Below are 20,172 nucleotides of genomic sequence, written 5' to 3' on the forward strand. Positions count from 1 at the left end.
TCAGGCTGCGGGTTCTTCGTTCAGTGTACGGCCACGCGTCTCCGGCAGCATCAGAATGGAAACCGCGACGATCGCATAGGCAATCGCGGCGTCGACGCCGATCGCAAATCCAAGCGAGAACTGCCCGGCGAGATGCCCGACCATGACGGGAAAACCGGCCGAGACGACCCGTCCAAAGTTATAGCAGAAGCCGACCCCGGTGCCGCGTGTGCCGCGCGGATACAGCTCGTTGAACAGGGCGCCCATGCTCGCCGGAATGCCCGCGGCGAAGAATCCAAGCGGAAAGCCCAACACCAGCATGGCCTCGTTCGACATCGGCAGGAACACATACACGATCACCATGGCCACACAGCAGACCGAGAACAGCAGAATGGTCTGGCGGCGTCCGATGGCGTCGAGCAACACCGAGGCGGCAAGGCAGCCGCAGAAAAACGCCAGGATGATCACCGCCAGGTATCCGCCGGTGCCGAGCACGGACAGATGCCGCTCGGTTTTCAGAAAGGTTGGCAGCCACGTCGTCAGTGCGGAATAGCCGCCATGCGCGCCCACGCCGAGCAGGCCGCCGATCAGCGTCATGCGCAGCACGTCGGGGGCGAAGATGGACAGGAGCGGGACGCGTTCGATTGCGCCGGTCTTGCCTTCATGAGGCGTCTTTGCGGTGCCGGCGGACGGCTCCTGGATATTGCGCCGGACATAGATGATGAGCAGGGCGGGCAGGATGCCGACGCCGAACATCACCCGCCAGCCGAGCGCCGGCGGCAGGAACGAGAACACGCCCGCATAGAGCAGCACGGCGGCAGCCCAGCCGACGGCCCATGCGCTTTGCACCGCGCCCATAGCCTTGCCGCGATGCTGGTTGCGGATCGTCTCGGCCATCAGCACCGCGCCGGCCGCCCATTCACCGCCGAAGCCGAAACCTTGCAGGGCCTTGAGCACGATGAACTGCGGAAAGTTTTGCGCGAAGGCCGAAAGCAGCGTGAAGATCGAAAACCAGGCGACCGTGACCTGCAAGGTCCGCACGCGCCCGAAGCGGTCCGCCGCCGCGCCGCAGATCCAGCCGCCCAGCGCCGATGCAACCAGCGTCACGCCGCTCACGAGACCTGCCTCGGTCTTGCTGATGCCCCATTCCGCGATGATGGCCGGAATCACGAGGCTGAACATCTGCACGTCGAGGGCGTCGAGCGCCCAGCCGCCGAAGCAGGCCCAGAAGGTATGCCGCTCGTTCTTCGATACGTCTCGATACCACGAAAACATTTGGACTCCGCGCGCCTTGTGCCGGCGTTGATGAAGGTTAAACCCCGAAAATTGAGTGATGTGCCTCGGGCGATCTGTTGCCGGTGACGGGCATGGCGATACCGATTGCCGGGCGAAGCAGGAAATCAGCGGATCTCTACCTCGTAGGAGAAGTGCTCGGCTGCGCCACGCGACAGGCGCCATTCGAGCGGCGCTCCGTCGTAGCCGAAGGCCACCCGTTCGATCACCACAATCGGGCTATGCGCCGGCACCTGTAACGTGGCGACATCCTCCTCACTGGCGGACTCGACAGTCAGACGTTCATCGGCCCGCGCCACCACGCGGGCGCAGCGCGCCTCGTAGAACGGGTAGAGCAGCGGACCGAACGCCTCGAGCTCGCACTCGGCGAGAGCAGCAAAGGGCTCGTACGGCAACCAGATCTGTTCGGCAACGATCGGCGTGCTGTCGATCAGGCGCAAGCGGGCGAGCCGGATCGCCTTGGCGCCGGCCTTCAGACCGAATCGGGCAATCACCGCTTTGGGTGCTCGCGTGACGACGCGCTCGAGAATGCGACTTTCGGGGACGCGCCGCTCACCGGTGGGCGAGTGGAAGCGGAAGAAGCGAAACAGCGACCTGTCGAAGGTGGCACGGCGCACAAAGGTGCCGCGCCCCTGAAAACGTTCAACCAGCCCTTCGCGCTCCAGCAGGTCGACGGCCTTGCGCACTGTGCCGACCGCGAGCCCATAAGCGGTTGCGAGTTCCTGTTCGGTGGGTAGCGGGTCGTGTGGCTGCCACTCGAGCGCGGCGATACGCGCGGCCAACTGGTCGCGCAAGCGGTGATACCTGGGAATGCGGTCATCCACGATCGTGTGGGGCGCGAGGGCCTGGGTGAATTCATATATATGTTTATATGAATCGTTTGCGATGGGCATTAGGGTTTGCCCTGGAATGGCTCGCGCATTTTTCCATATGTGGAAAAAATTTATGGCGCATGGGAATCTGTTGACCCTCTCCAAAGCACGCTCATATAGTCCCACCGAGCTCTGCAAGACTGCGGGCAGTTCAACGAACAAGGACGTCAACGTGCGCCATTACCAGAATTTCACCGACAACCACTTCAACGACTCGGACCGGGCGCCATCCATCGAAGTCTGCAACCCCGCAACCGGGGAGATCATCGCCGCTGTCGACAGCGCCAGCCCCGAAGACGCGGATCTGGCCGTTCAATGCGCGGCTGCCGCACAGAAAAAATGGCGGCGCATGCCTGCCGTCGAACGCGCGAAGGTGCTGCACCGCCTGGCCGATGCACTGCTTGCCCGCACCGATAACATCGCTCAGGCGCTTGCACTCGAATCCGGCAAGAGCCCCCAGCATGCCCGGGCCGAAGTCCAGTACGCAGCCGAAGTCACCCGCTATCACGCGGAGTGGGCGCGCCGCATCACGGGCGAGATCATCCCGAGCGACAACGTCGGCGAGAACCTGATGTTGTTCCGCGAACCGATTGGCGTCGTGGTGTGCCTGATCCCTTTCAATTCGCCCGTGTATACGCTGATGCGCAAGCTCGCCCCCGCGCTCATCACCGGCAACACGGTCGTCGTGCGGCCGAGCAGCTACACCCCGTGCTCGGCGCTGGAAATCGCCCGTGCCGTGCAGGACGCGAGCGTTCCGGCCGGCGTCATCAACATCATGGCGATGAACCATGTGGTGGCGGAGCAGATCTGTACGGCTCCGTCCGTTGGCATGATCACGTTGACCGGCAGCGTCGGCGCCGGCCGCAAGGTGCTCGAATACTCCCAGGTCAATATCGCCAAGGTGTCGCTCGAACTGGGCGGCAAGACGCCCGCCATCATCGAACCGGACGCCAGTCTTGAACAGGCAGCGGCCGATATCGTGCGCTCCAAGACCTCAAACTGCGGCCAGCTCTGCACCGCGGTTGAACGCGTCTATGTGCATGAGGAAGTCGCACCGAAACTCATCGCCCTGTTGCGCAACCGCATGCGCGAGCGTCAGTGGGGCGATCGCAGCAAGAGTCACGACTGGATGGGACCGCTGATCCACAACAACGCACGCCTGCACATTCACCAGATGGTGGAGCGGGCGATCGACGACGGCGCGGTGCTCGAATGCGGCGGCGTGATTCCGCAGGGCAAGGGCTTCTTCTATCCGCCGACGCTGCTCACCGGATGCCGCCAGGAGATGGAGATCATCCAGGAAGAAACGTTCGGGCCGGTACTGGGCGTGGTCACGTATCAGACGCTCGATGAAGCGCTGGACATGGCGAACGATCACCAGTTCGGGCTTGCCTCGATGATCTATAGCGAGAACCACCGCACGATCATGCGTGTGGCCAACGAGATCGAGGCGGGCGAATGCTACGTGAACCGTATCCCGGACGATCCGTATCAGGGGCACCACAGCGGCTGGAAGCGCTCGGGCATCGGCGGCGACGACGGCCAGCACGGCATGCTGGCGTTCACGCAGACGCGCCTCGTCGTGGTGCCGCACTGAGCCGTATCGTGAAGCTGGATTGAAAGACTGGGCGGGACGTACCTCTGCAAGGTACGTCCAGATAGCGCGGTTCTGGTTTGAAAAGGCACGAAATATTATAAGGATTACTTATAAAAACAAGGCGGATTACCCGCCAGGGTGAAAATTTTTCGAAGTTGTCATGCAGCACCGGCCTAACAGGCTGGTCACAAGTTATTCAATAAAGGAGACGCCATGACCGTAACAATCGAATCCCCTGAGCAGACTCTGGCAGAAACTTCTGCCAGTGGCTCCCCGTTAGTCCGCTATTTTCAGCTGGCCGTGCTGACGCTCGCAGCCGGGGCCCTGTATCCGCTGCTCTACCTGCGCCAGAATTTTGAAAACACGCTGCTGCAAGCGTTCCACATTACTGCCGACCAGCTCGGCGAGCTTTACTCGGTGCTGGGCATCGTCTATGTGATCACCTATATCCCCAGCGGCTGGCTGGCCGACCGCGTGAGCTCACGCTGGCTCGTCGTGTTCTCCCTGGGCGTCGTGGGCCTGCTTGGCCTCTGGTTCGCCACCTATCCTGAACCCTCGATGCTGCGCTGGATCTTTCTCGGCTGGGGGATCGCCGGCGGGCTGACATTCTGGTCGGCCATCCTGCGGGCCGTCAAGCTGCTGGGCACCGAACGCGAGCAGGGCCGCTTCTTCGGCATCCTCGACGGCGGCCGCGGTCTCACGGAAGCGGTGCTCGCCTCGATCGCGATAGCCATCTTCGCTCACTATGCGAGCCAGGCTCCGCAGGTATCGCTGCGTCCGGTGATCCACATGTACGCGTACACCTGCCTTGGGATCGGTGTGCTGGCCGGGTTGATCCTGCCGAGCGACCGGAACCGCACGCGTGGCTCCGGCGGCGCAGGGCAGGGCGCTTCCTCCGCCTTCGGCGATTTCTTCATGCTGGTCCGCATTCCGGAGATCTGGCTCATCAGTTTCATCGTGCTTGCGGGCTACCAGTTGCTGTGGGCCACGTTTTCCTTTTCCAGCTATATCCAGGAACACTTCTCGGCTTCGGCGGTACTCGCCGGCGAGCTGACCGTCATCAAGCTGTGGATGCGCCCGATCGGCGCTATCGGCGGAGGCTTCCTCGGCGACCGCTTCTCCAACGTCAATGTGCTGGGCGGCGGCATGCTTGCCGCGGCGATTGCCTGGATGCTGTTCGTGCTCGTACCCGCGTCGGTGCCTACGTGGCTGCTGGCTTGCTGCATCGTCGTGCTCGGGCTGATGACGTATTCGGTGCACGGCCTGTACTGGGCCATCATCGACCGCTGCCATGTCCCTGCACGGGTAACGGGCCTCGCGATCGGAATCATTTCGATGATCGGCCTCTCTCCGGACGTGTTCCTGCCGATGATCAGCTCGGCGATCTCGCACCGTTTCCCGGGTGTGCTCGGCACCCAGCTCTACTTCGTGTACATCGGCGTGTGCTGCCTCGTCGGCAGCGGCCTCGTGTATGTCTTCAGGAAGCGCACACAGCATTACCGCTTCCCGGGCCGCTGATTTCCGCTGCTCCGCAATACGGTTCAACTGTCACAAGCCTCAAGGCCAACCCATGAAAATTACCTCGCTTGAAACCTATGTCGTTGCCGTGCCGCCGCCGTATATCGGTGGCCGTTACTGGATCTTCGTGAAGCTGAAGACTGCGTGCGGCATCGAAGGGGTGGGCGAAGTCTACGCGGCGAGCTTCCACCCGAGCGTCATGGAAGCGGCCATCGCCGACGTCTATCAGCGCTACCTCGAAAACCACGATCCGCACCACATTGAGCGCTTTTTCCGCGAAGCCTATTCCAGCGGCTTCACACAGCGTCCCGACCTGAGCATGATGGGGATCGTAAGCGGCCTCGAAATGGCGTGCTGGGACATTATCGGCAAGGCGGCAAACAAGCCGGTCTACGAGCTGATCGGCGGCAAGGTGAACGAGCGCCTGCGCTCCTACACTTATCTGTATCCGAAGACGGCCGACGGCGAATACAGCCACGACTACGAGGACGTCGAGCTTTCCGTGCGCTGCGCCGTGGAATACGCGCAACAGGGCTTTACCGCGATCAAGTTCGATCCGGCCGGGCCCTACACCGCGTACTGCGGGCATCAGCTCAGCCTCGACCTGCTGGAGCTGTCGGCGAAGTTCTGCCGGCGTCTGCGCCAGGCGGTCGGCACCCAGTGTGATCTGATCTTCGGCACGCACGGCCAGATGACGCCATCGGCCGCCGTGCGGCTGGCACGCTACATCGAGCCCTACGACCCGCTGTGGTTCGAAGAGCCGGTTCCCCCGGGGCAAGCCGAGGCGATGGGGCGAGTCGCGCAGAAGACCAGCATCCCCGTGGCCACCGGCGAGCGCCTCACCACCAAATACGAGTTTTTCGACGTGCTGCGCAACAATGCCGCGTCGATCCTGCAGATGAACCTCGGTCGCGTGGGCGGGATTCTCGAAGCAAAGAAGATTGCCAGCCTTGCGGAGGTGCACTATGCGCAGATTGCGCCGCATCTCTACAACGGTCCGATCGGCGCCGCCGCGAGCATCCAGCTCGGCGTGGCGTCACCCAATTTCCTGATCCAGGAGAGCATCATGCGCTGGGAAGGCTTCCACGCCGAGATCCTGAAGAAGCCCATCGTGTGGGAAGACGGCTACATCATCCCGCCGACCGAGCCAGGCCTTGGCGTCGAACTCGATATGGATGTCGTCAGGGCTCATATGCCGTACACGAGCCGGCGTCTGCACCTGACGGTCTCGACGCAACCGTTTGACGTGAAGGCAGGACCGTCCGATAGCTGGAAGGCGCGCTACGCCGTCGACAAGGAATAGGCACCAGGGATGGAGGCAAACACCTTTGACTACATCATCGTCGGAGCCGGCTCGGCCGGCTGCATCCTCGCTGACCGCCTCAGTGAATCGGGGCGATTCCGGGTGCTGCTGCTCGAGGCCGGCAGCGCGGACAGATCCCTGTGGCTGCGCATGCCGCTCGGGTTCGCGAAGCTGTTCTACGACGCGAAGTACAACTGGCGCTATCAGACCTCGCCGCAGCGGGAACTGGCGGGCCAGCGCGTCTATACGCCGCGCGGCAAGGTGCTGGGCGGCTCAGGCTCGATCAACGCAATGATCTATGTGCGCGGCCAGCGGCAGGATTTCGACGACTGGGCCGCGCAGGGCAATCCCGGCTGGGGCTGGGACGACGTGCTGCCGTGGTTCAAGCGGCTGGAATCGCACCATGCGGGCGATACCGAATGGCATAGCAGCAGCGGCAAGATCAACATCACGCGTGATCCGGTGCATCCGATCTGCGAGGCGTTTTTCGAGGCATGCGCCACGCTGGGCTACCGCTCGAATGACGATTTCAACGGTGCGCGGCTCGAGGGCTACGGTGTCTACGATATCAACACCCGCAACGGACAACGGGATTCGTCGTGCACGGCCTACCTGCACCCCGCCATGAAGCGTGCGAATGTCGTGGTGCAGACGGATGCACTGGTGGAGCGCGTCCTGTTCGACCGGAACCGAAAGGCTACCGGCGTCAATGTGCTGATCAAGGGCCATAGGCAGCACTTCACTGCGCGCCGCGAAGTCATTCTGTCCGCCGGCGCCGTGGAAACGCCCAAACTGCTGCAGTGTTCGGGCGTCGGCAACGCGGCGCTTCTGACGCTGCACCAGATTCCCGTCGTTCACCCTATGCCGGCGGTTGGAGAGAACCTGCAGGATCATCTGTGCGCCTCGTACTACTACCGGGCGAACTGCCCGACCTTGAACGACGAGGTACGAAGCCTGCCCAAACAGGCTCGCGCCATGCTCCAGTACCTGTTCAGGCGCAAGGGCATATTGGCGACGACGGTCAAGGCCGGCGGCTTCCTGCGCACGAGCGGGGAGGAGACCGTGCCCAACGTGCAGTTGTACTTCAATCCGCTTTCGTATGTCCTGCCGGAATCGGGCGGCATGCCGCGCGTCGAGCCGTACTCCGGTTACACGATCTTTTTCGCGCCGTGCCGGCCGACAAGCCGCGGCACGATCCGGCTCACCAGCACCGATATTCACGCGGCGCCGCGCATCGATCCCAACTACCTGTCGACCGAGCACGACCGGGCCGAGGCAATTGCAGGCAGCAGGCTCGTGCGCGATCTGGCAGGGACGTCGTGCCTCAAACGGGTGACGGCCGAGGAAGTACGCCCGGCAGAAACCGTATCCGACGACAACAGCATGCTGCAGTTCTTCCGGGAGCAGAGCGGGTCGATCTACCACCTGTGCGGTTCGTGCGCGATGGGCAGCGACATGCAGCGCACGGTCGTGAACAGCCGGTTGCAGGTGCACGGCATGGCGAATCTGCGCGTGGTGGACGCCTCGGTGTTCCCGAACATCACCTCGGGCAACATCAATGCCCCTACGATGATGATTGCGGAAAGGGCGGCGAGCCTGATTCTGGAGAGTGCCGCCGCCTGATTCGTCCTGCGCAAGCCCGCTTTTGCAGGGTTGAAGACAGTGACCGTGGGCTAACACCCGCTAACACCCGCCAACTCCAGCGGCTGGACCGGCCAAAGCCGATAGAATACCCGTCGATGAACGCGCCCGACCCCTTACCCGTAGAGAAATCGAAGGCCCCGGCTGTAGACGGGGCCCTGGATATTCTGGAAACGCTGGTCCAGTCCACCTGGCCACTGACGCTTTCCGAAATCGCCGAACGCGTGAACCTTCCCGTGACAAGCTGCCACCGCATTATCGGAACGCTGCTACAGAGAGGGATGGTGGTGCGTGACCTGCGGCGCAAAAAGGCATATTGCGCGGGTGCGAGGCTCTTTCAGATGGCGTCCGCGGCGTACCTCCAGCAGCCGATCGTGCCGCTGTTCCATCCGATCGCAGACGTGCTGAAAAATGAACTGCACCAGACCGTGAACCTGAGCGTGCAGGCCGGTCCCCACGTGCTCGTGGTCGCGCAGGTTTCATGGCCGTTCGCCGAAACGTTCGGTGCCTACGTGGGCCTGTCCGATGTGCTTCATCAGTGCGCGGCGGGCAAGGCGCTCATGAGCATGCTTCCCGCGAGCGTGCAGAAGCACTACTGGAGCGAGTTCATTTCGACCCGCGTCACGCAGACCTCGCCCAATCTGCCCGGCGCGGACGAATGGCTGCACGAGCTGGCGGAAATCAGGCGCGTCGGCTATGCGTTGATTCGCTCGGACGTGGCTCCAGGTGTTTGTCATCTCGCCGCGCCGGTGCTTAACCGCCGCGGCGAACCGCTCGCCGCGATGAGTGTCTCTTTCGCTGCGCAGCAGGATGTGCGTCCGTACGTGACTCCGCTGATTCAGGCGACGTGGCAATTGGCGTCACGGCTGGGATAGCGGTTGCGGGTACGCAGCCCCCGTCGCGTGAGGTGGGGGCGTCGGAACCGCGCGTCACGGCTCAGCGCGGCAAGATTTTCTTGCGCGGATCGACACAGCGGCGCGGGTCGACCGGTTCGGACACGACGTGGCGGGCCGGCGCTTGCCGCGTTTCGACCAGTTCCCCGGCGAACTTGGCCACTTCGACCAGCAGTCCCAGCCCATCGGCGGATGCAAGGTAATCGAGACCAGGCGCTTCCCCGGTTTCCAGCTCGGAAATCACCAGTTCGGCGACCGGCTTGAGCACGTTTTCCTTCTGCTCCGGTGTCGGGTGAGGCGAGTGCGGCTTGAGTTTCGGCTTGATAGGCGCGTCCATGAAATCCCCTTTTTGCCTTGAAATCGGAAAGTTGACTTAATTTCGTATCAACCATATCATACGAAACAACACACCTTATCGTAACACATATGGCACCTGGCCTTGGACAAGCGCGGAGTGAGCTGATCGACCTGATGACGTCCACCGTCGGTCAACTGGTCGCCCGCCAGATAGACGCCGCGCACAACTATGCATCCGCGTCGCCCGACGTTCGCCTCATGGTGAGGGGAGTGGCGGCGCGCATGGCTGAACTGGTTCGAGCCATGAATCGGGATCAGATGGAAGCCTGCGACCCCGAGCTGAACACGTTCTTCCGCATGATGCCGTTTAGCGAAGCGATTCCGGTTGCGGTGGAGGTGGAGCTGAAGTGGCCGCATCACATTGAAACGCTGCCCGAGGCGAACCGGAGACTGAAGCTGATTCGCAAGGGCGGGGACTACGCGATGCTGTTCAGCGAACAGAAAATCGAAAGCGTTATCGCGCGAATTGGCCAGATGGAGCCCAGGCAATAGCATGCCCTACCTGCCATTTCCGATGCCGGAGCAGACCTTTCAGTCCTGCGTGGTCGAAGCCGAGGCGAAGTACCAGGTTCCCTCGTGCATCCTGCATGCGGTGCACGAGGTCGAATCCAGCGGCGACCTGAGGCCCGGTCTGGTGCGCTCGAACGGCAATGGCACGAAAGACTACGGCATTACGCAAATCAATACCGTCTGGATGAACTATTTCCAGAGAAAGTTTGGCATCACGGCGTCTGACTTTGCCAATAACGCATGTCTGGCAGTGAACGGCTCGGCATACATCATTCGCTACGAAATCAACGCTACCGGTAGCTTCTGGGCTGGGGTCGGCAACTACCATAGCCGCACGCCGGGCGAGCACGATCGCTACGTTCTGCGGGTGGCTCAACAGGCCGAGAGGTTCGGATGCCGGATCAGGTAAATAACCGCAGCTCGGCTCCGATCGTCGCGCTGGGGGTGGTCGTCGTGGTGTGCGCGGCCATGCTCCTCTGGCATCAGAAGCATGAAGCCATTGCGCGTCTCCTGCTGGTCTGGAAAGCATGGGAAGTCCTGCCGGTCGCGCACCTGTCGGGTGCGGCTGACGCGCTTCGCGGACGTATCGGGATCTATGCGCGGTACGCGGGCGTCATCACGTTCAAGGAATTGCTGGTGCTTGGATGGGAGGTCGGCGCGTTCTATCTCGTCATTCCAGTCACGCTGAGCATCGCTTTTGCATGGCGAGCCGCACGCCATCCGGTTGTTCGAGCCACCCGTGTCCATACCATCCAGTCGTTGCTCGAGGTCCAGAGCCGTAGCTTTTCTGCCGTTGCACCGGTTTTGCGCCGGGATCTGTCCAACGATAGCGCGCCGGAATGGGCGTCCTCGATGCACCCGGAGGAGTGGGTTGCTCAACATGGGCTGATCGTCAACGAACGGCTGGAGCTTGAGCGCACGCGTGAGCTGCTTGTGCGCCAGCTGGGCAAGCCGGTCAATGCGTTCACGCAGTTAAGCGACACTGAGAGGGCCTTGTTCGCGATCTTCGGCCTGCGGGTCTTCTTCAAGGACCTGGAGGCTTCGAAGGCGCTGGTGGACGCCCTGAACTACAGCGCGTCCAATGCCCAGTCGCGGCCGGATCTTGCACTTGCGCGCGAGGCGTTCGAGCGCTGCGCCCAGGCGAAACCGGCGCGAGACTGGCTGCGCAAGCATCCCTATCCGCGGACCTTGCTAATGGCGCTTCTGATCGAGTCCCGCCAACTGGGTGTGCTGCCGTCTTCGAATTTCATCTGGCTCAAGCCGCTCGATCGGGCACTCTGGTATCCGCTGAATACGGCGGGCCGGAAGGTGCCCTTCATGGAGTCGGCCGGCGTATTCAACCAGATGCAGGCCGAAGATGTCGCGTGGGATAACGACTGCGTTCTGACCGCGCCGCACGTTGACGACGCCGTCAAGGCACTGCAACGCTACCTCGAAGAAACCGGGGTGCTGTAATCGACATGGCCGATTTTTCGATGAGGAATCCCTATGAAACTGAAGTTTGAACGGACCAGGCCACAGTCACGCGACCTTGTTCTGGTCGAGCCGGACGGTACGGTTTTTACGGCCTTCATGAAAACGGGCTATCTGAGCGCGGCGACGCGAACCCGTTTTGCCAGCGGGCATGCAGCCGCAACCGGCGCGTTTTCCATTTCCTCCGGAGCCGCTCAGCAAGGGGAGGAAGGCAATGGTGGGACCGCGAATCATGGCCTCGTGTTTATCAGCGAGGTGGACGGGCAGGAGAAGATCGCCCTGATCGAACGTTTTGCGACCGAGGCAGATGCGCGCCAGGGCTTGTCGCTGGTTCATTCGGCCGTGCGCCGGCATGTTGTCGGCCAGCGCCGCAGGCATGTATGGCGCATGATCCTGCGCTATGCCGGAGCGCCGTTTCTGACGCTCATGCTGACGATGGCGGCCGTGCGTTATCTCGACTCGCACAACGGATCGCTCGATGCGCTCAACGCGCTGGTGCGCGCGTCGCAGGCCAATCCCGGTTCGCAACCGGGCCTGCCGCCCGGATCGCCGGCGGCGGCAGTGCCGGACCCGAGTGCCGCTCTGGCGTCGGCGGCAAGCTCCGTGGCGTCCGCGTTCCCGGTTCAGCCGGCGGCGGATGCGCTGCCGCCGGATGCACCGGCCTCCATGCCTGTGGTGGCCGGACATGCGCCGGACCCGGCGCCGGATGTCGCCCGCACGATGACGTCGATTCATTTCGGGCTCGACAATCAGCCACCGAAGCGAACGCTGTATGTGTACTCGGATCCCAACTGCCCGGCCTGCAAGCAGTTCGAGCCGCACATCAACGACCTCGCCAAAGACTTCTCCGTTTACGTGCTGCCGGTCGCCTATCAGGACGGCTCGGCAAAGGTGGCGGCACAAATCCTGTGCGGGACGGACCGCAAGCAGAAATGGGCCGACACGATGACGCACGTGAAACCCGGCGAGCCGGTAACGGGCAACGAGTGTGCACGGGCGTACGGCGGCATCAAGGCGAACATGCAGGCGTTCGACTCGCTCGGATTCAATTCCACACCGCGCGTCGTCAGCGGAACCGGATATGTGTTCGCGGCAGGCGCGAGCGCGAACACCATCCGCGTTCAGTCGGCCGCGCAATAGGGCGGGCGCGGACAGTCCTACCGTTGAGAAGAAACCGAGCGGTGTATGGCACAAAAATATGGCACCTCGCGATGGCAGGAGATCGACCAGCAGCGCATCACGCTTGACCCCCGGACTATCTCGGAGCGGTTCAGTGCCTGGCTGAGGCAGCCGGGCCACTACGCGAAGTTTCAGGTCGGCATGGGGATTGCGGCGTGCGTGCTGGCCTTCATGTGGCTGCCGATTACGCTCCTTATCCTGCTCGCGCATTTCTGGTTCTCGTGGCAGCGCCACGAGATGCCCATGCGTTATCCGAAAGACCTTGGCGGGATCGATCCATCGCTTGACGTCGAGAAGCCCAGCCCCGGCGGGAAGGGCGAAATCATCGAGCGCAAGCCGGCGGACGGGATTGTCTATCTCGGCAACCAGCGCTCCGCGGATCGTGCCGAGCACCTGCGAGAACTATGGGCGACCAACGACGACGCCCGCACGCACATGCTGCTGATGGGGACCACCGGGTCGGGTAAAACGGTGACCTTGCTGTCCTTGTGCTTCAACGCGCTTTCATGGGGCTCCGGCTTTTTCTATTCGGACGGCAAGGCGGATTCCAGCTTGCATGCGTCTGTGTGGGCGTTGTGCCGGCGCGTCGGTCGTGAGGATGACTATCTTGTTCTCAACTTCATGACGGGCGGCGCAGACCCCTATAAGAAGAGAAAAACCACCGAAAAGACCTCGAACGGCACCAATCCGTGGTACGAGGGCGGACCGGACTTTCTGTCGCAACTGTCGTCGGCCCTGCTGCCGAAGGCGAGTGGCGACGGTGCGCAATGGCAGCAAAAGGCCGTCAACATGATGGATGCGCTGATTCGTACGCTGTGCTACGAACGCGCAGCGGGCAACATCACGCTATCGATCGGCGTGATCCGCGAACATCTGGCGCTGCCGAATCTGGTCAAGCTGTATCTGAAGGGCAAGAAGGGCGAGATTCCCGAATTTGCGTTTCTGCCGATCAAGGCGTACCTGGAAACGGGCCTGCCGGGCTTCAGGCCGGAGCACGCCCACCAGCCGGACAAATGGGACCAGACGGTCTGGGATCAGCACGGCTATCTGACGGGGCAGTATGCGCGCACGCTGTCCATGCTGATGGATACCTACGGCTATATCTTCAAGGAAAAGCTTTCCGAGGTGGACATGATGGACGTGCTGCTGAACCGGCGCGTCCTGGTCGTGATGATCCCGACGCTGGAGAAGTCGTCGCAGGAGGCGGCCAACCTCGGCAAGCTGATCGTCTCCAGCATCCGGCTGATGATGGCCATGAACCTCGGTCACAAGCTGGAAGGGACCTACGCCGACATCATCGACACCAAGGCGACGAAATCGCCCGCGCCGTACATCATCACGATGGACGAGCTCGGCTACTACTTCGCGGAAGGGATTGCGCTGATGTTCGCCCAGGCGCGCAGCCTGGGCTTCATGATGATAGCGGCAGGGCAGGACATTGCCGCGATGGCGAAGGGAGACAACAAGGAAGAGGTGGACTCGATGATCGCCAACACGAAGATCAAATACTCATTGGCGCTCGAAGATCCCGACAAGACCCTGGACGTGTTCAAGAAAGTCGCGGGCGAGTCGATCTCCGTTGAGGTGGGCTCCTTCGAGGGTTCCGTCAACCACTTTACCTCGGCCAACTACCGGCGCAATCTGACCGGTTCGATTCAGCGGCGTGACCGCATCGAACTGCAGGAATTGAAAGCGCTCAAGGAGATGGAGGGGGTGCTCATCTTCAAGGATCAGGTGACGCGGGCGCGCAGCTTCACGTGGTTCCATTCGATGGAGAAGACCCGGCTGCCGTTTCGCCTGAATCGTTTCCTGCAGGTTGAGCGGCCCACACGCGCGGATCTGTCCGGCAAGGTCAAGCCGCTCAGACAGACGGACCAGCAGACCGACAAACGGCTCGCCACGATTGACCGCATCGCGAAGAAGATCCGCCTGGGTCATGTCCCGGCGTATGTCGAGACTGTCGATCCTGTGCTGGACGCGGTGCGCGATACCTATCGCAGCATCGAAACGCTCAACCCGGACGAAACGGCGATCAATCGCGGGATCGCTTATTACACCGCGGCCGTCGAGGCGATGCGCAGGCATCAGGCTGATGAGGCGGGCAGGTACTGGGAGCCGGTTGACGCGGATGCGTCCACGGCATCCGTGGGGGTGGCTGCGATGAAGGTCCCTCATGAGCGCGAGGTGCCTGTGGCGCAAGCGTCGGGGCCGACGCCACCTGCATCGCCGGTGCCGGCCGAAATTTCACTGGAGGAGCGTGTGCCGATGCGCCGCAATCCTGTCTATCACGATCCGCCATTGTGCGAAAGAACCGATGAGGCAGGCACGGGAGGGACGGTGATAGCCTTCACCGAAAAGACGGCTGAAGCGCTCGCGAGGATCGAGGCGAGCCTCGGCCGCGAGAATCCGGCGGCTTCGGTGAAGGAAATGGAAGCGAAGATTTCCGCGCAATTGAAATGGGCCGGCGCACCTGCCGCGATATCGGCAGGCGAGCTGGAAGACCTTCTGCGCCGCATCGAAGAAGCGGTTCGGCGTTCACCAGACGGGGCGAGATAATGATCGGCCGTAGAGAATTTTGCAAAGCGTTCGCGACAGCCGTCTCGCTGGCTCCGCTGGTCGCGCCGACGAAGGCCAATGCCGAGGCCGCGAACGCGGTTCCGACGCTGCTGTGGGTGCGGCGCGGGGCGGACGAAGCCAACATCGACTATTCGACGGACGAGGGATTCCGGGCGATTGCATGGATGATGCGCGACGTGCGTGCGGGCGTCACAGGAACGCCCGACTGGCGGCTGCTCCAGCAATGGTCGTGGATGCAGGCATGGCTCGCCGCATACGGACACCATGCCAGATTTGACATTCATTCCGGCTTGCGTACCGCATCGACCAATGAATTTTATGAGGGGGCGCTCGCCTCCTATCACCTTCCCGATCAGCGCATGGTGTTTCGCGCGGGCGATCTCAGTACGCCATCCATTCCCAGTGAGTACATGGGACGCCTTGCGTATCTGTCGCAGCAAGGCGGGGTTGGGTTCTATACGCGCGACTTTATTCACACGGATGTGCGTGGCCGCGTCGTGGCGTGGCGCTCGCCGTAGCTCGCCAGAGCGGGCTGCCTCGCAGGAGCGCGGTCCATGCAATCGTTTGCGGCAGTTTGCGATTATTTGTGGCCGTTCTAATATTCAGATGAATGGAAAGATTGATTGGGTCAGAGATAGTATTCAAATTCCGCGATTGATGCGTATAATCAAGCTGATACATAATCCACATCGGAGCACCGTATGGATTGCAGTGTAGCAGGACCAGCAAAAATTCAGGTTGGCGCAGTCACAGCAGCATCTCCTCTAAACGAAACACGGGCCGCCGCGGTCGAGCAGGCGGCTGCACTCGCTACCGTGCCCGGCAACCAGCCCGCGCTCGCGGTGGAAATCTGCAGGGGTAATCCGGGCCACTCCCTCAAAAGCGGGACGGCCGTTCAAGCAGCGCCGAAACTATGACGCAAAAGCAAAGTGGCAAAGGGCCCATATTGGCGCTCGACCTGGAGAAATTCCGGGTGAAGTACGGTCTGTCCATCAGTTCGGCATGCGAGATTTTCGGATTGCAGCGCGCCAAGTGGACCGCGTTGCAGAAGACTCCGTCGGCTGTTCTGGCCGACAATACCGTCTGCATCCTGCTGGACTTTTACGAGCGCAATCCCGCAACCATTCCGATCCGTCGCATCATCAACATCCGGCAGCATATGATCGATCTCGGCTATGATCCAGACAACCCAACGGACAAGGCGCTGTTCGCCACGACCCATGGTCGCGAGAAAGCCGCGTCGTACCGCTGGGACAGTGGACAGGGGGGCATCAGCAAGCCGGTCGAACGGCTCATCGAGGCGACCGACCGGCTGCCGACGGAATCCGGAAAGAAAAAAAGGCAGACCCTGGAAGGTATCGCCCGAGACGTTGCTGAGCGGCAGGGCATACGCGATCCTCTCGCGCGGGGATCTTGGCGAAAGGACGATTAGGTTGGGGAGCGCGAATGATAAAAGCAAAGCGACCGGGAATCGACGTCAGCGTTGTTCTCTTCTACAAGCCGGGTAACATTCCTGCACAGTTGAATGTCTCGGATATCACGTTGCCTCTGTCGCGGCGAATGCAGGGCTTCGTCACAGGTCTGTCCGGACATCAACGGATGGAAAGCATGATGTACGCCCGGCAATACGCGGACGCTCATCGGCTGGAGATGATCGTGATCGATCTTCTGGTCGGGTTTGAGCTGCCGTTGTATCCAAAAATGCTGCCGCCCGAGCTGGTGAAGGAGCACGATGTGCTCAATCTGTTTCGCGCCTCCAAGGAACTGATTGCGCTCATCGCCGACCACTGGCAGCAATGGGTGATCGACGACGAGGGCACACGGGCGAAGACCCGCTATGAGTGGAGCCGGCCGTCGGACTTCGTGGCGCGCCGCCCAGATCTGCTGCCGCGTTTGCTGGAACTCGATGAATTCGATCACATTCATCTCGTGACCTATCCAGCCATCACCGCCTACCACGACAAGCCGCTCACAGCCACGTCGTTTCGAGTGGGGTACCCTATGATCGAGCGGGCAGCGGCCCGTTTTCACCCGGATATCGAAGTCATCGTCTAACTGGCTCGAGTTCGGATTTGCTCCCAGGTTTGTTGTGTTCGTAGCCCCGGCATCCTATGGATGTGCGGGGCTTTGTATTTGATCGCATGCGATCAAATACAAAGCCGCCTCCGCAAAAGATTGCGAATCTATTTTTTAATACGTATCATGTATCTGATACGCAATTTTACAGGTGCAGGAGAAGCGGGGGAGCGAATGGAAAACGCATTGCACGCGGCGCGGCCGGCCGGTGGCGAAACCGAAGAACGCCGTGTTGAGCTGACCGCGTCAGGAAGACTGGTGCTGATTCTGGCGATAGCGGGGGCCAGCATTGGTGCATGGGCTGCATATCAGCACTATGGGCCCGCTACGCCTGCGCGCTTGCCGCAGCCGGTGCTGCACGAACAGACGGCGCAGCAACCGGGGAATGCGCCCCAGGCAGCCCCGGCGGGCGCAAGCACGCCGTCGGTGGCGCAGCTCACGCAGGTGCTCCTTAAAGAGCGCCGGGATCATGAGATCCAGATTGCTGCGTGGCGGGCACTGACCGAAGCGACGCGGCAACAGATCGCCAGCCTGCAAGCGGGCCTGCAGGCGCTTGACGGCAAGATCGATGCCATCCAGAAGACTCCGCCACCGGCGCGCCTCGTGCGTGCCGGCAGCGCGGATGCCATCTCCAGCGCCAAAGCGCTTCACGCGACCCTCGACGCCACGAAGACGACGGCGGATATCGATGTGGCGTCGCTGCCCGTTGAAACGGTGTCTGCGCAGGCGCTAAACGTGACGGGTTTCGGCAACGGTGTGGTGGAAATCGGCAATCAGAAGCTGACGGTGGGCCAGATCTACCAGCCGGGCGAGACGATTGTTGCGGTCGACCCGGTCAGCCGATCGATTGTGACCAACCGGCGCATCATCAACGTCTCGAACTGAGGATGATATGAACGAACCAGGTTTCCTCGTGCGCGTAGCGCTTGGCGTTGGCCTCGCGCGACGCGCTGCACCAGCCGTGCGGATGCAGAGTGTCAACGATGCTCCGGCTCCGGCGCCCGATGCATCTGCACAGCCGCGCCGCGCGCAGCCTGCGCCCCCCGCGCAGCACGCGCAGAATGCGGCCCGAGCGCAGCAGCAGGCATTGCAGCAACGGCAGGAACAGGCTTCTTACGCGCAGCAGGGTGTATCGGCAGCCGCCCCCTCGCCCAAGCCAGCGCCAACCCCGAAACCAGCGCTGCAAATCGCGGATGGACTTCCGGCGCGGGGCGGCGAAACCGACATCAGCACGGTCATTCCCGCGGCCGCCCAACTGAACGGCGATCTCGAGATCGAGGAGAGCATCGTTCTGCAATGCGTCGTGCGCGGCAACGTGACACAGGTCGGCGATCACCAGGTGGTCCTGACATCGACCGGCGGCATTCACGGCACGCTGCGGGCCCACACGGCGGTGATCGGCGGAACGGTCGAGGGCGATGTATTCGCCGACCGGGTCGTGGTGCTCGAAACCGGCCACGTCAATGGCAACGTCGAGTACACGACACTCGCGATGAAAGAGGGCGGAACAATCAACGGAACCTTGACGCGCATCGTGCCCAATGTTGTCGGCGTGAGCGATGGCGGCATCCGCGTCGAGCAGCCCGGTTTGCGCGCCGTTTCGGTCGCGGATCAGGAGCGTGTCGCGTGAAGCCTGACCGCACGCTCTTATCCCGCCCGGTGCTTGCCATGCTCGCGGCATGGAGCGTGCTTTGCGCATCGGCATCTCAGGTTCATTTCCCGCATTTCCTGTTTATCTGTGAGCAGGTCGAAGCGTATTACGACGGCATGGCCGACGATGCGGTGGTGTATCGCGTTATGCAGAGCCTGGTCGCCTCGGTGTGGGCGCTCGGCGTCGTCGCGATTGCCGCGGGTGCCTGGATGGCCCGCGCGGCAAGAGTGCGTCGATGAACCTCGCGGCCAGTCGCGTCCACTTGTCCTAGGCGAACGGGAATGAAGATTCCGAAGATGGGTTGCGGCGAGGTTTTTCTTGTTGCGCTGATCGTGCTGACCACTGTGATGTGGCTACGCGACCGTTTGCCGGCGTCTGCCGCGGAGATCCGTGGCATGCAGGCGTTGGCGGCTTCGAATGAAGCGGCGCAGCGGGTCGTTGCCTCTCGTCTCGCGGATGGTTCGAGTCTGAGCAGCAGCGACGTGCGCAGACTGCGGGAGCGTGTTGTAGCTATCGAGGCGTATGCCTCGCGACCGGCGCCGGGCGTTGCCACGCGACGGTTGACGTTGGAGCGCGAGCGGCTGGCGGCTCGACCGTTTCTGGAAATGACGGGCGGCGACAAACTACGCTGGATGCTGTTCGGCATCGGGCGTTATGCCGAGCTGATCATCGGCGCGCTCGCCGGTCTTGGCGCACTGGCCTTCATACGCCTGCGCGGAAACAGGGGCGAGCGATGCACAACACATTGACCGGCCTCGACTGTCCGGGTTTATGTGAGGTCCGCAGCGGCTGGACAACGAGCGGGAAAGCGATATAATCGGATACTGATGCGTATCAATATAATTATACGTAAGTTTCGGGGATGGGGTCCAACTCAGGTATCTGGGTTCGCGAACGATGGCCGCTGAGCTGCCTCACCAGGCAGGCGCAAGCTTGATGAAGCGGTGTCTGTTGTCGAACCGGATAGTGGATAGATCTGTTTGACGCGCATCACATATAGAGGTTGACACATGGCATTGGACGACAATATCGACGCAGTGCGTGACCTGCAAAAATCCGGCACTCATGTCGCCCGTCTGCTGGGCTATATGAACATCGGCGTGTTGCCGAGCCGGGAGAATATGGCGAACGCGCAACAGTGGCTATCCAGGGCCTCTGACAAGCTCGAACCGATCTTGCAGGAAGCCGAAGCCAACAAGGCTTCGCAAACGTTTCGCCCGACGTTCAAAGGGTAGCGGCAGCGGGGCTGGGCG

21 protein-coding genes are annotated in these 20,172 nt (G+C 61.9%); 18 read left to right on the forward strand and 3 right to left on the reverse strand.

From position 1 onward, the window contains the following. A complete protein-coding gene (locus tag FFS45_RS08670) occupies positions 1 to 1,254 on the reverse strand; it encodes an MFS transporter (protein WP_137954215.1) in 1,254 nt (417 codons plus the stop codon). A gap of 125 nt (positions 1,255 to 1,379) precedes the next feature. Beyond that, a complete protein-coding gene (locus tag FFS45_RS08675) occupies positions 1,380 to 2,165 on the reverse strand; it encodes a GntR family transcriptional regulator (protein WP_137954216.1) in 786 nt (261 codons plus the stop codon). 52 nt (positions 2,166 to 2,217) lie between these two features. Here FFS45_RS08675 and aldA point away from each other — a divergent pair, with 52 nt between their 5' ends. The 5 genes from aldA to FFS45_RS08700 all read left to right on the forward strand — a co-directional run bounded on the left by aldA (position 2,218) and on the right by FFS45_RS08700 (position 9,078). After that, positions 2,218 to 3,741, forward strand: coding sequence for an aldehyde dehydrogenase (aldA, locus tag FFS45_RS08680; RefSeq protein ID WP_137954217.1), 1,524 nt, complete (start codon positions 2,218 to 2,220; stop codon positions 3,739 to 3,741). 213 nt (positions 3,742 to 3,954) lie between these two features. Further along, positions 3,955 to 5,259: an MFS transporter gene (locus FFS45_RS08685; RefSeq protein WP_137954218.1), complete on the forward strand. Its 1,305-nt coding sequence runs from the start codon at positions 3,955 to 3,957 to the stop codon at positions 5,257 to 5,259. Between the two features lie 52 nt (positions 5,260 to 5,311). Next, positions 5,312 to 6,562: a mandelate racemase/muconate lactonizing enzyme family protein gene (locus tag FFS45_RS08690; protein ID WP_137954219.1), complete on the forward strand. Its 1,251-nt coding sequence runs from the start codon at positions 5,312 to 5,314 to the stop codon at positions 6,560 to 6,562. 9 nt (positions 6,563 to 6,571) lie between these two features. Further along, positions 6,572 to 8,185: a GMC family oxidoreductase N-terminal domain-containing protein gene (locus FFS45_RS08695; RefSeq protein WP_137954220.1), complete on the forward strand. Its 1,614-nt coding sequence runs from the start codon at positions 6,572 to 6,574 to the stop codon at positions 8,183 to 8,185. A 116-nt stretch (positions 8,186 to 8,301) separates the two neighbouring features. Further along, on the forward strand, positions 8,302 to 9,078 hold the full coding sequence (locus FFS45_RS08700) for an IclR family transcriptional regulator (protein WP_137954221.1): 777 nt from the start codon (positions 8,302 to 8,304) through the stop codon (positions 9,076 to 9,078). Between the two features lie 61 nt (positions 9,079 to 9,139). Here the strand turns inward: FFS45_RS08700 and FFS45_RS08705 are convergent, their stop codons facing one another. Then, positions 9,140 to 9,433, reverse strand: a complete 294-nt coding sequence (locus tag FFS45_RS08705) for a hypothetical protein (protein ID WP_137954222.1) — start codon at positions 9,431 to 9,433, stop codon at positions 9,140 to 9,142. A gap of 134 nt (positions 9,434 to 9,567) precedes the next feature. Here FFS45_RS08705 and FFS45_RS08710 point away from each other — a divergent pair, with 134 nt between their 5' ends. From FFS45_RS08710 to FFS45_RS08770, 13 genes are all read left to right on the forward strand, one after another. After that, positions 9,568 to 9,945, forward strand: coding sequence for a hypothetical protein (locus FFS45_RS08710; RefSeq protein ID WP_137954223.1), 378 nt, complete (start codon positions 9,568 to 9,570; stop codon positions 9,943 to 9,945). Position 9,946: 1 nt separating this feature from the next. Beyond that, complete coding sequence (locus tag FFS45_RS08715; RefSeq protein ID WP_137954224.1) at positions 9,947 to 10,372, forward strand: lytic transglycosylase domain-containing protein; 426 nt, start codon at positions 9,947 to 9,949, stop codon at positions 10,370 to 10,372. Beyond that, on the forward strand, positions 10,357 to 11,418 hold the full coding sequence (locus FFS45_RS08720; RefSeq protein WP_137954225.1) for a hypothetical protein: 1,062 nt from the start codon (positions 10,357 to 10,359) through the stop codon (positions 11,416 to 11,418). Before FFS45_RS08715 ends, FFS45_RS08720 begins: the two co-directional genes overlap by 16 nt. Before the next feature lie 33 nt (positions 11,419 to 11,451). Continuing rightward, the gene (locus tag FFS45_RS08725; RefSeq protein WP_137954226.1) at positions 11,452 to 12,576 is read left to right on the forward strand and encodes a thioredoxin fold domain-containing protein; all 1,125 of its coding nucleotides are present in this window, start codon (positions 11,452 to 11,454) and stop codon (positions 12,574 to 12,576) included. 45 nt (positions 12,577 to 12,621) lie between these two features. Beyond that, the gene (locus FFS45_RS08730) at positions 12,622 to 15,171 is read left to right on the forward strand and encodes a hypothetical protein (protein ID WP_137954227.1); all 2,550 of its coding nucleotides are present in this window, start codon (positions 12,622 to 12,624) and stop codon (positions 15,169 to 15,171) included. Then, the gene (locus FFS45_RS08735) at positions 15,171 to 15,710 is read left to right on the forward strand and encodes a DUF882 domain-containing protein (protein WP_171029605.1); all 540 of its coding nucleotides are present in this window, start codon (positions 15,171 to 15,173) and stop codon (positions 15,708 to 15,710) included. The genes FFS45_RS08730 and FFS45_RS08735 overlap by 1 nt, the downstream gene beginning before the upstream one ends. 395 nt (positions 15,711 to 16,105) lie before the next feature. Next, on the forward strand, positions 16,106 to 16,624 hold the full coding sequence (locus FFS45_RS08740) for a hypothetical protein (RefSeq protein ID WP_137954229.1): 519 nt from the start codon (positions 16,106 to 16,108) through the stop codon (positions 16,622 to 16,624). A gap of 14 nt (positions 16,625 to 16,638) precedes the next feature. Then, positions 16,639 to 17,247, forward strand: a complete 609-nt coding sequence (locus tag FFS45_RS08745; RefSeq protein ID WP_137954230.1) for a hypothetical protein — start codon at positions 16,639 to 16,641, stop codon at positions 17,245 to 17,247. Between the two features lie 195 nt (positions 17,248 to 17,442). Next, entirely contained in the window at positions 17,443 to 18,153 is a 711-nt protein-coding gene (locus FFS45_RS08750) for a hypothetical protein (protein WP_137954231.1), read from the forward strand. 7 nt (positions 18,154 to 18,160) lie between these two features. Beyond that, a complete protein-coding gene (locus tag FFS45_RS08755; protein ID WP_137954232.1) occupies positions 18,161 to 18,898 on the forward strand; it encodes a polymer-forming cytoskeletal protein in 738 nt (245 codons plus the stop codon). Continuing rightward, positions 18,895 to 19,158, forward strand: coding sequence for a hypothetical protein (locus tag FFS45_RS08760; RefSeq protein WP_137954233.1), 264 nt, complete (start codon positions 18,895 to 18,897; stop codon positions 19,156 to 19,158). The genes FFS45_RS08755 and FFS45_RS08760 overlap by 4 nt, the downstream gene beginning before the upstream one ends. Before the next feature lie 42 nt (positions 19,159 to 19,200). Further along, positions 19,201 to 19,668, forward strand: coding sequence for a hypothetical protein (locus FFS45_RS08765; RefSeq protein ID WP_137954234.1), 468 nt, complete (start codon positions 19,201 to 19,203; stop codon positions 19,666 to 19,668). Between the two features lie 261 nt (positions 19,669 to 19,929). Continuing rightward, complete coding sequence (locus FFS45_RS08770; RefSeq protein WP_137954235.1) at positions 19,930 to 20,154, forward strand: hypothetical protein; 225 nt, start codon at positions 19,930 to 19,932, stop codon at positions 20,152 to 20,154. The last annotated feature ends 18 nt before the right edge of the window (positions 20,155 to 20,172 follow it).

The organism is Burkholderia sp. 4M9327F10, assembly GCF_005503145.1.
Classification (GTDB): Bacteria; Pseudomonadota; Gammaproteobacteria; order Burkholderiales; family Burkholderiaceae; genus Paraburkholderia.

Bases quoted from the DNA above. Each gene is read 5' to 3' on its own strand.
- FFS45_RS08670 (WP_137954215.1), bottom strand. From the start codon at position 1,254: ATGTTTTCGTGGTATCGAGACGTATCGAAGAACGAGCGGCATACCTTC.
- FFS45_RS08675 (WP_137954216.1), bottom strand. From the start codon at position 2,165: ATGCCCATCGCAAACGATTCATATAAACATATATATGAATTCACCCAG.
- aldA (WP_137954217.1), top strand. From the start codon at position 2,218: ATGGCGCATGGGAATCTGTTGACCCTCTCCAAAGCACGCTCATATAGT.
- FFS45_RS08685 (WP_137954218.1), top strand. From the start codon at position 3,955: ATGACCGTAACAATCGAATCCCCTGAGCAGACTCTGGCAGAAACTTCT.
- FFS45_RS08690 (WP_137954219.1), top strand. From the start codon at position 5,312: ATGAAAATTACCTCGCTTGAAACCTATGTCGTTGCCGTGCCGCCGCCG.
- FFS45_RS08695 (WP_137954220.1), top strand. From the start codon at position 6,572: ATGGAGGCAAACACCTTTGACTACATCATCGTCGGAGCCGGCTCGGCC.
- FFS45_RS08700 (WP_137954221.1), top strand. From the start codon at position 8,302: ATGAACGCGCCCGACCCCTTACCCGTAGAGAAATCGAAGGCCCCGGCT.
- FFS45_RS08705 (WP_137954222.1), bottom strand. From the start codon at position 9,433: ATGGACGCGCCTATCAAGCCGAAACTCAAGCCGCACTCGCCTCACCCG.
- FFS45_RS08710 (WP_137954223.1), top strand. From the start codon at position 9,568: ATGACGTCCACCGTCGGTCAACTGGTCGCCCGCCAGATAGACGCCGCG.
- FFS45_RS08715 (WP_137954224.1), top strand. From the start codon at position 9,947: ATGCCCTACCTGCCATTTCCGATGCCGGAGCAGACCTTTCAGTCCTGC.
- FFS45_RS08720 (WP_137954225.1), top strand. From the start codon at position 10,357: ATGCCGGATCAGGTAAATAACCGCAGCTCGGCTCCGATCGTCGCGCTG.
- FFS45_RS08725 (WP_137954226.1), top strand. From the start codon at position 11,452: ATGAAACTGAAGTTTGAACGGACCAGGCCACAGTCACGCGACCTTGTT.
- FFS45_RS08730 (WP_137954227.1), top strand. From the start codon at position 12,622: ATGGCACAAAAATATGGCACCTCGCGATGGCAGGAGATCGACCAGCAG.
- FFS45_RS08735 (WP_171029605.1), top strand. From the start codon at position 15,171: ATGATCGGCCGTAGAGAATTTTGCAAAGCGTTCGCGACAGCCGTCTCG.
- FFS45_RS08740 (WP_137954229.1), top strand. From the start codon at position 16,106: ATGACGCAAAAGCAAAGTGGCAAAGGGCCCATATTGGCGCTCGACCTG.
- FFS45_RS08745 (WP_137954230.1), top strand. From the start codon at position 16,639: ATGATAAAAGCAAAGCGACCGGGAATCGACGTCAGCGTTGTTCTCTTC.
- FFS45_RS08750 (WP_137954231.1), top strand. From the start codon at position 17,443: ATGGAAAACGCATTGCACGCGGCGCGGCCGGCCGGTGGCGAAACCGAA.
- FFS45_RS08755 (WP_137954232.1), top strand. From the start codon at position 18,161: ATGAACGAACCAGGTTTCCTCGTGCGCGTAGCGCTTGGCGTTGGCCTC.
- FFS45_RS08765 (WP_137954234.1), top strand. From the start codon at position 19,201: ATGAAGATTCCGAAGATGGGTTGCGGCGAGGTTTTTCTTGTTGCGCTG.
- FFS45_RS08770 (WP_137954235.1), top strand. From the start codon at position 19,930: ATGGCATTGGACGACAATATCGACGCAGTGCGTGACCTGCAAAAATCC.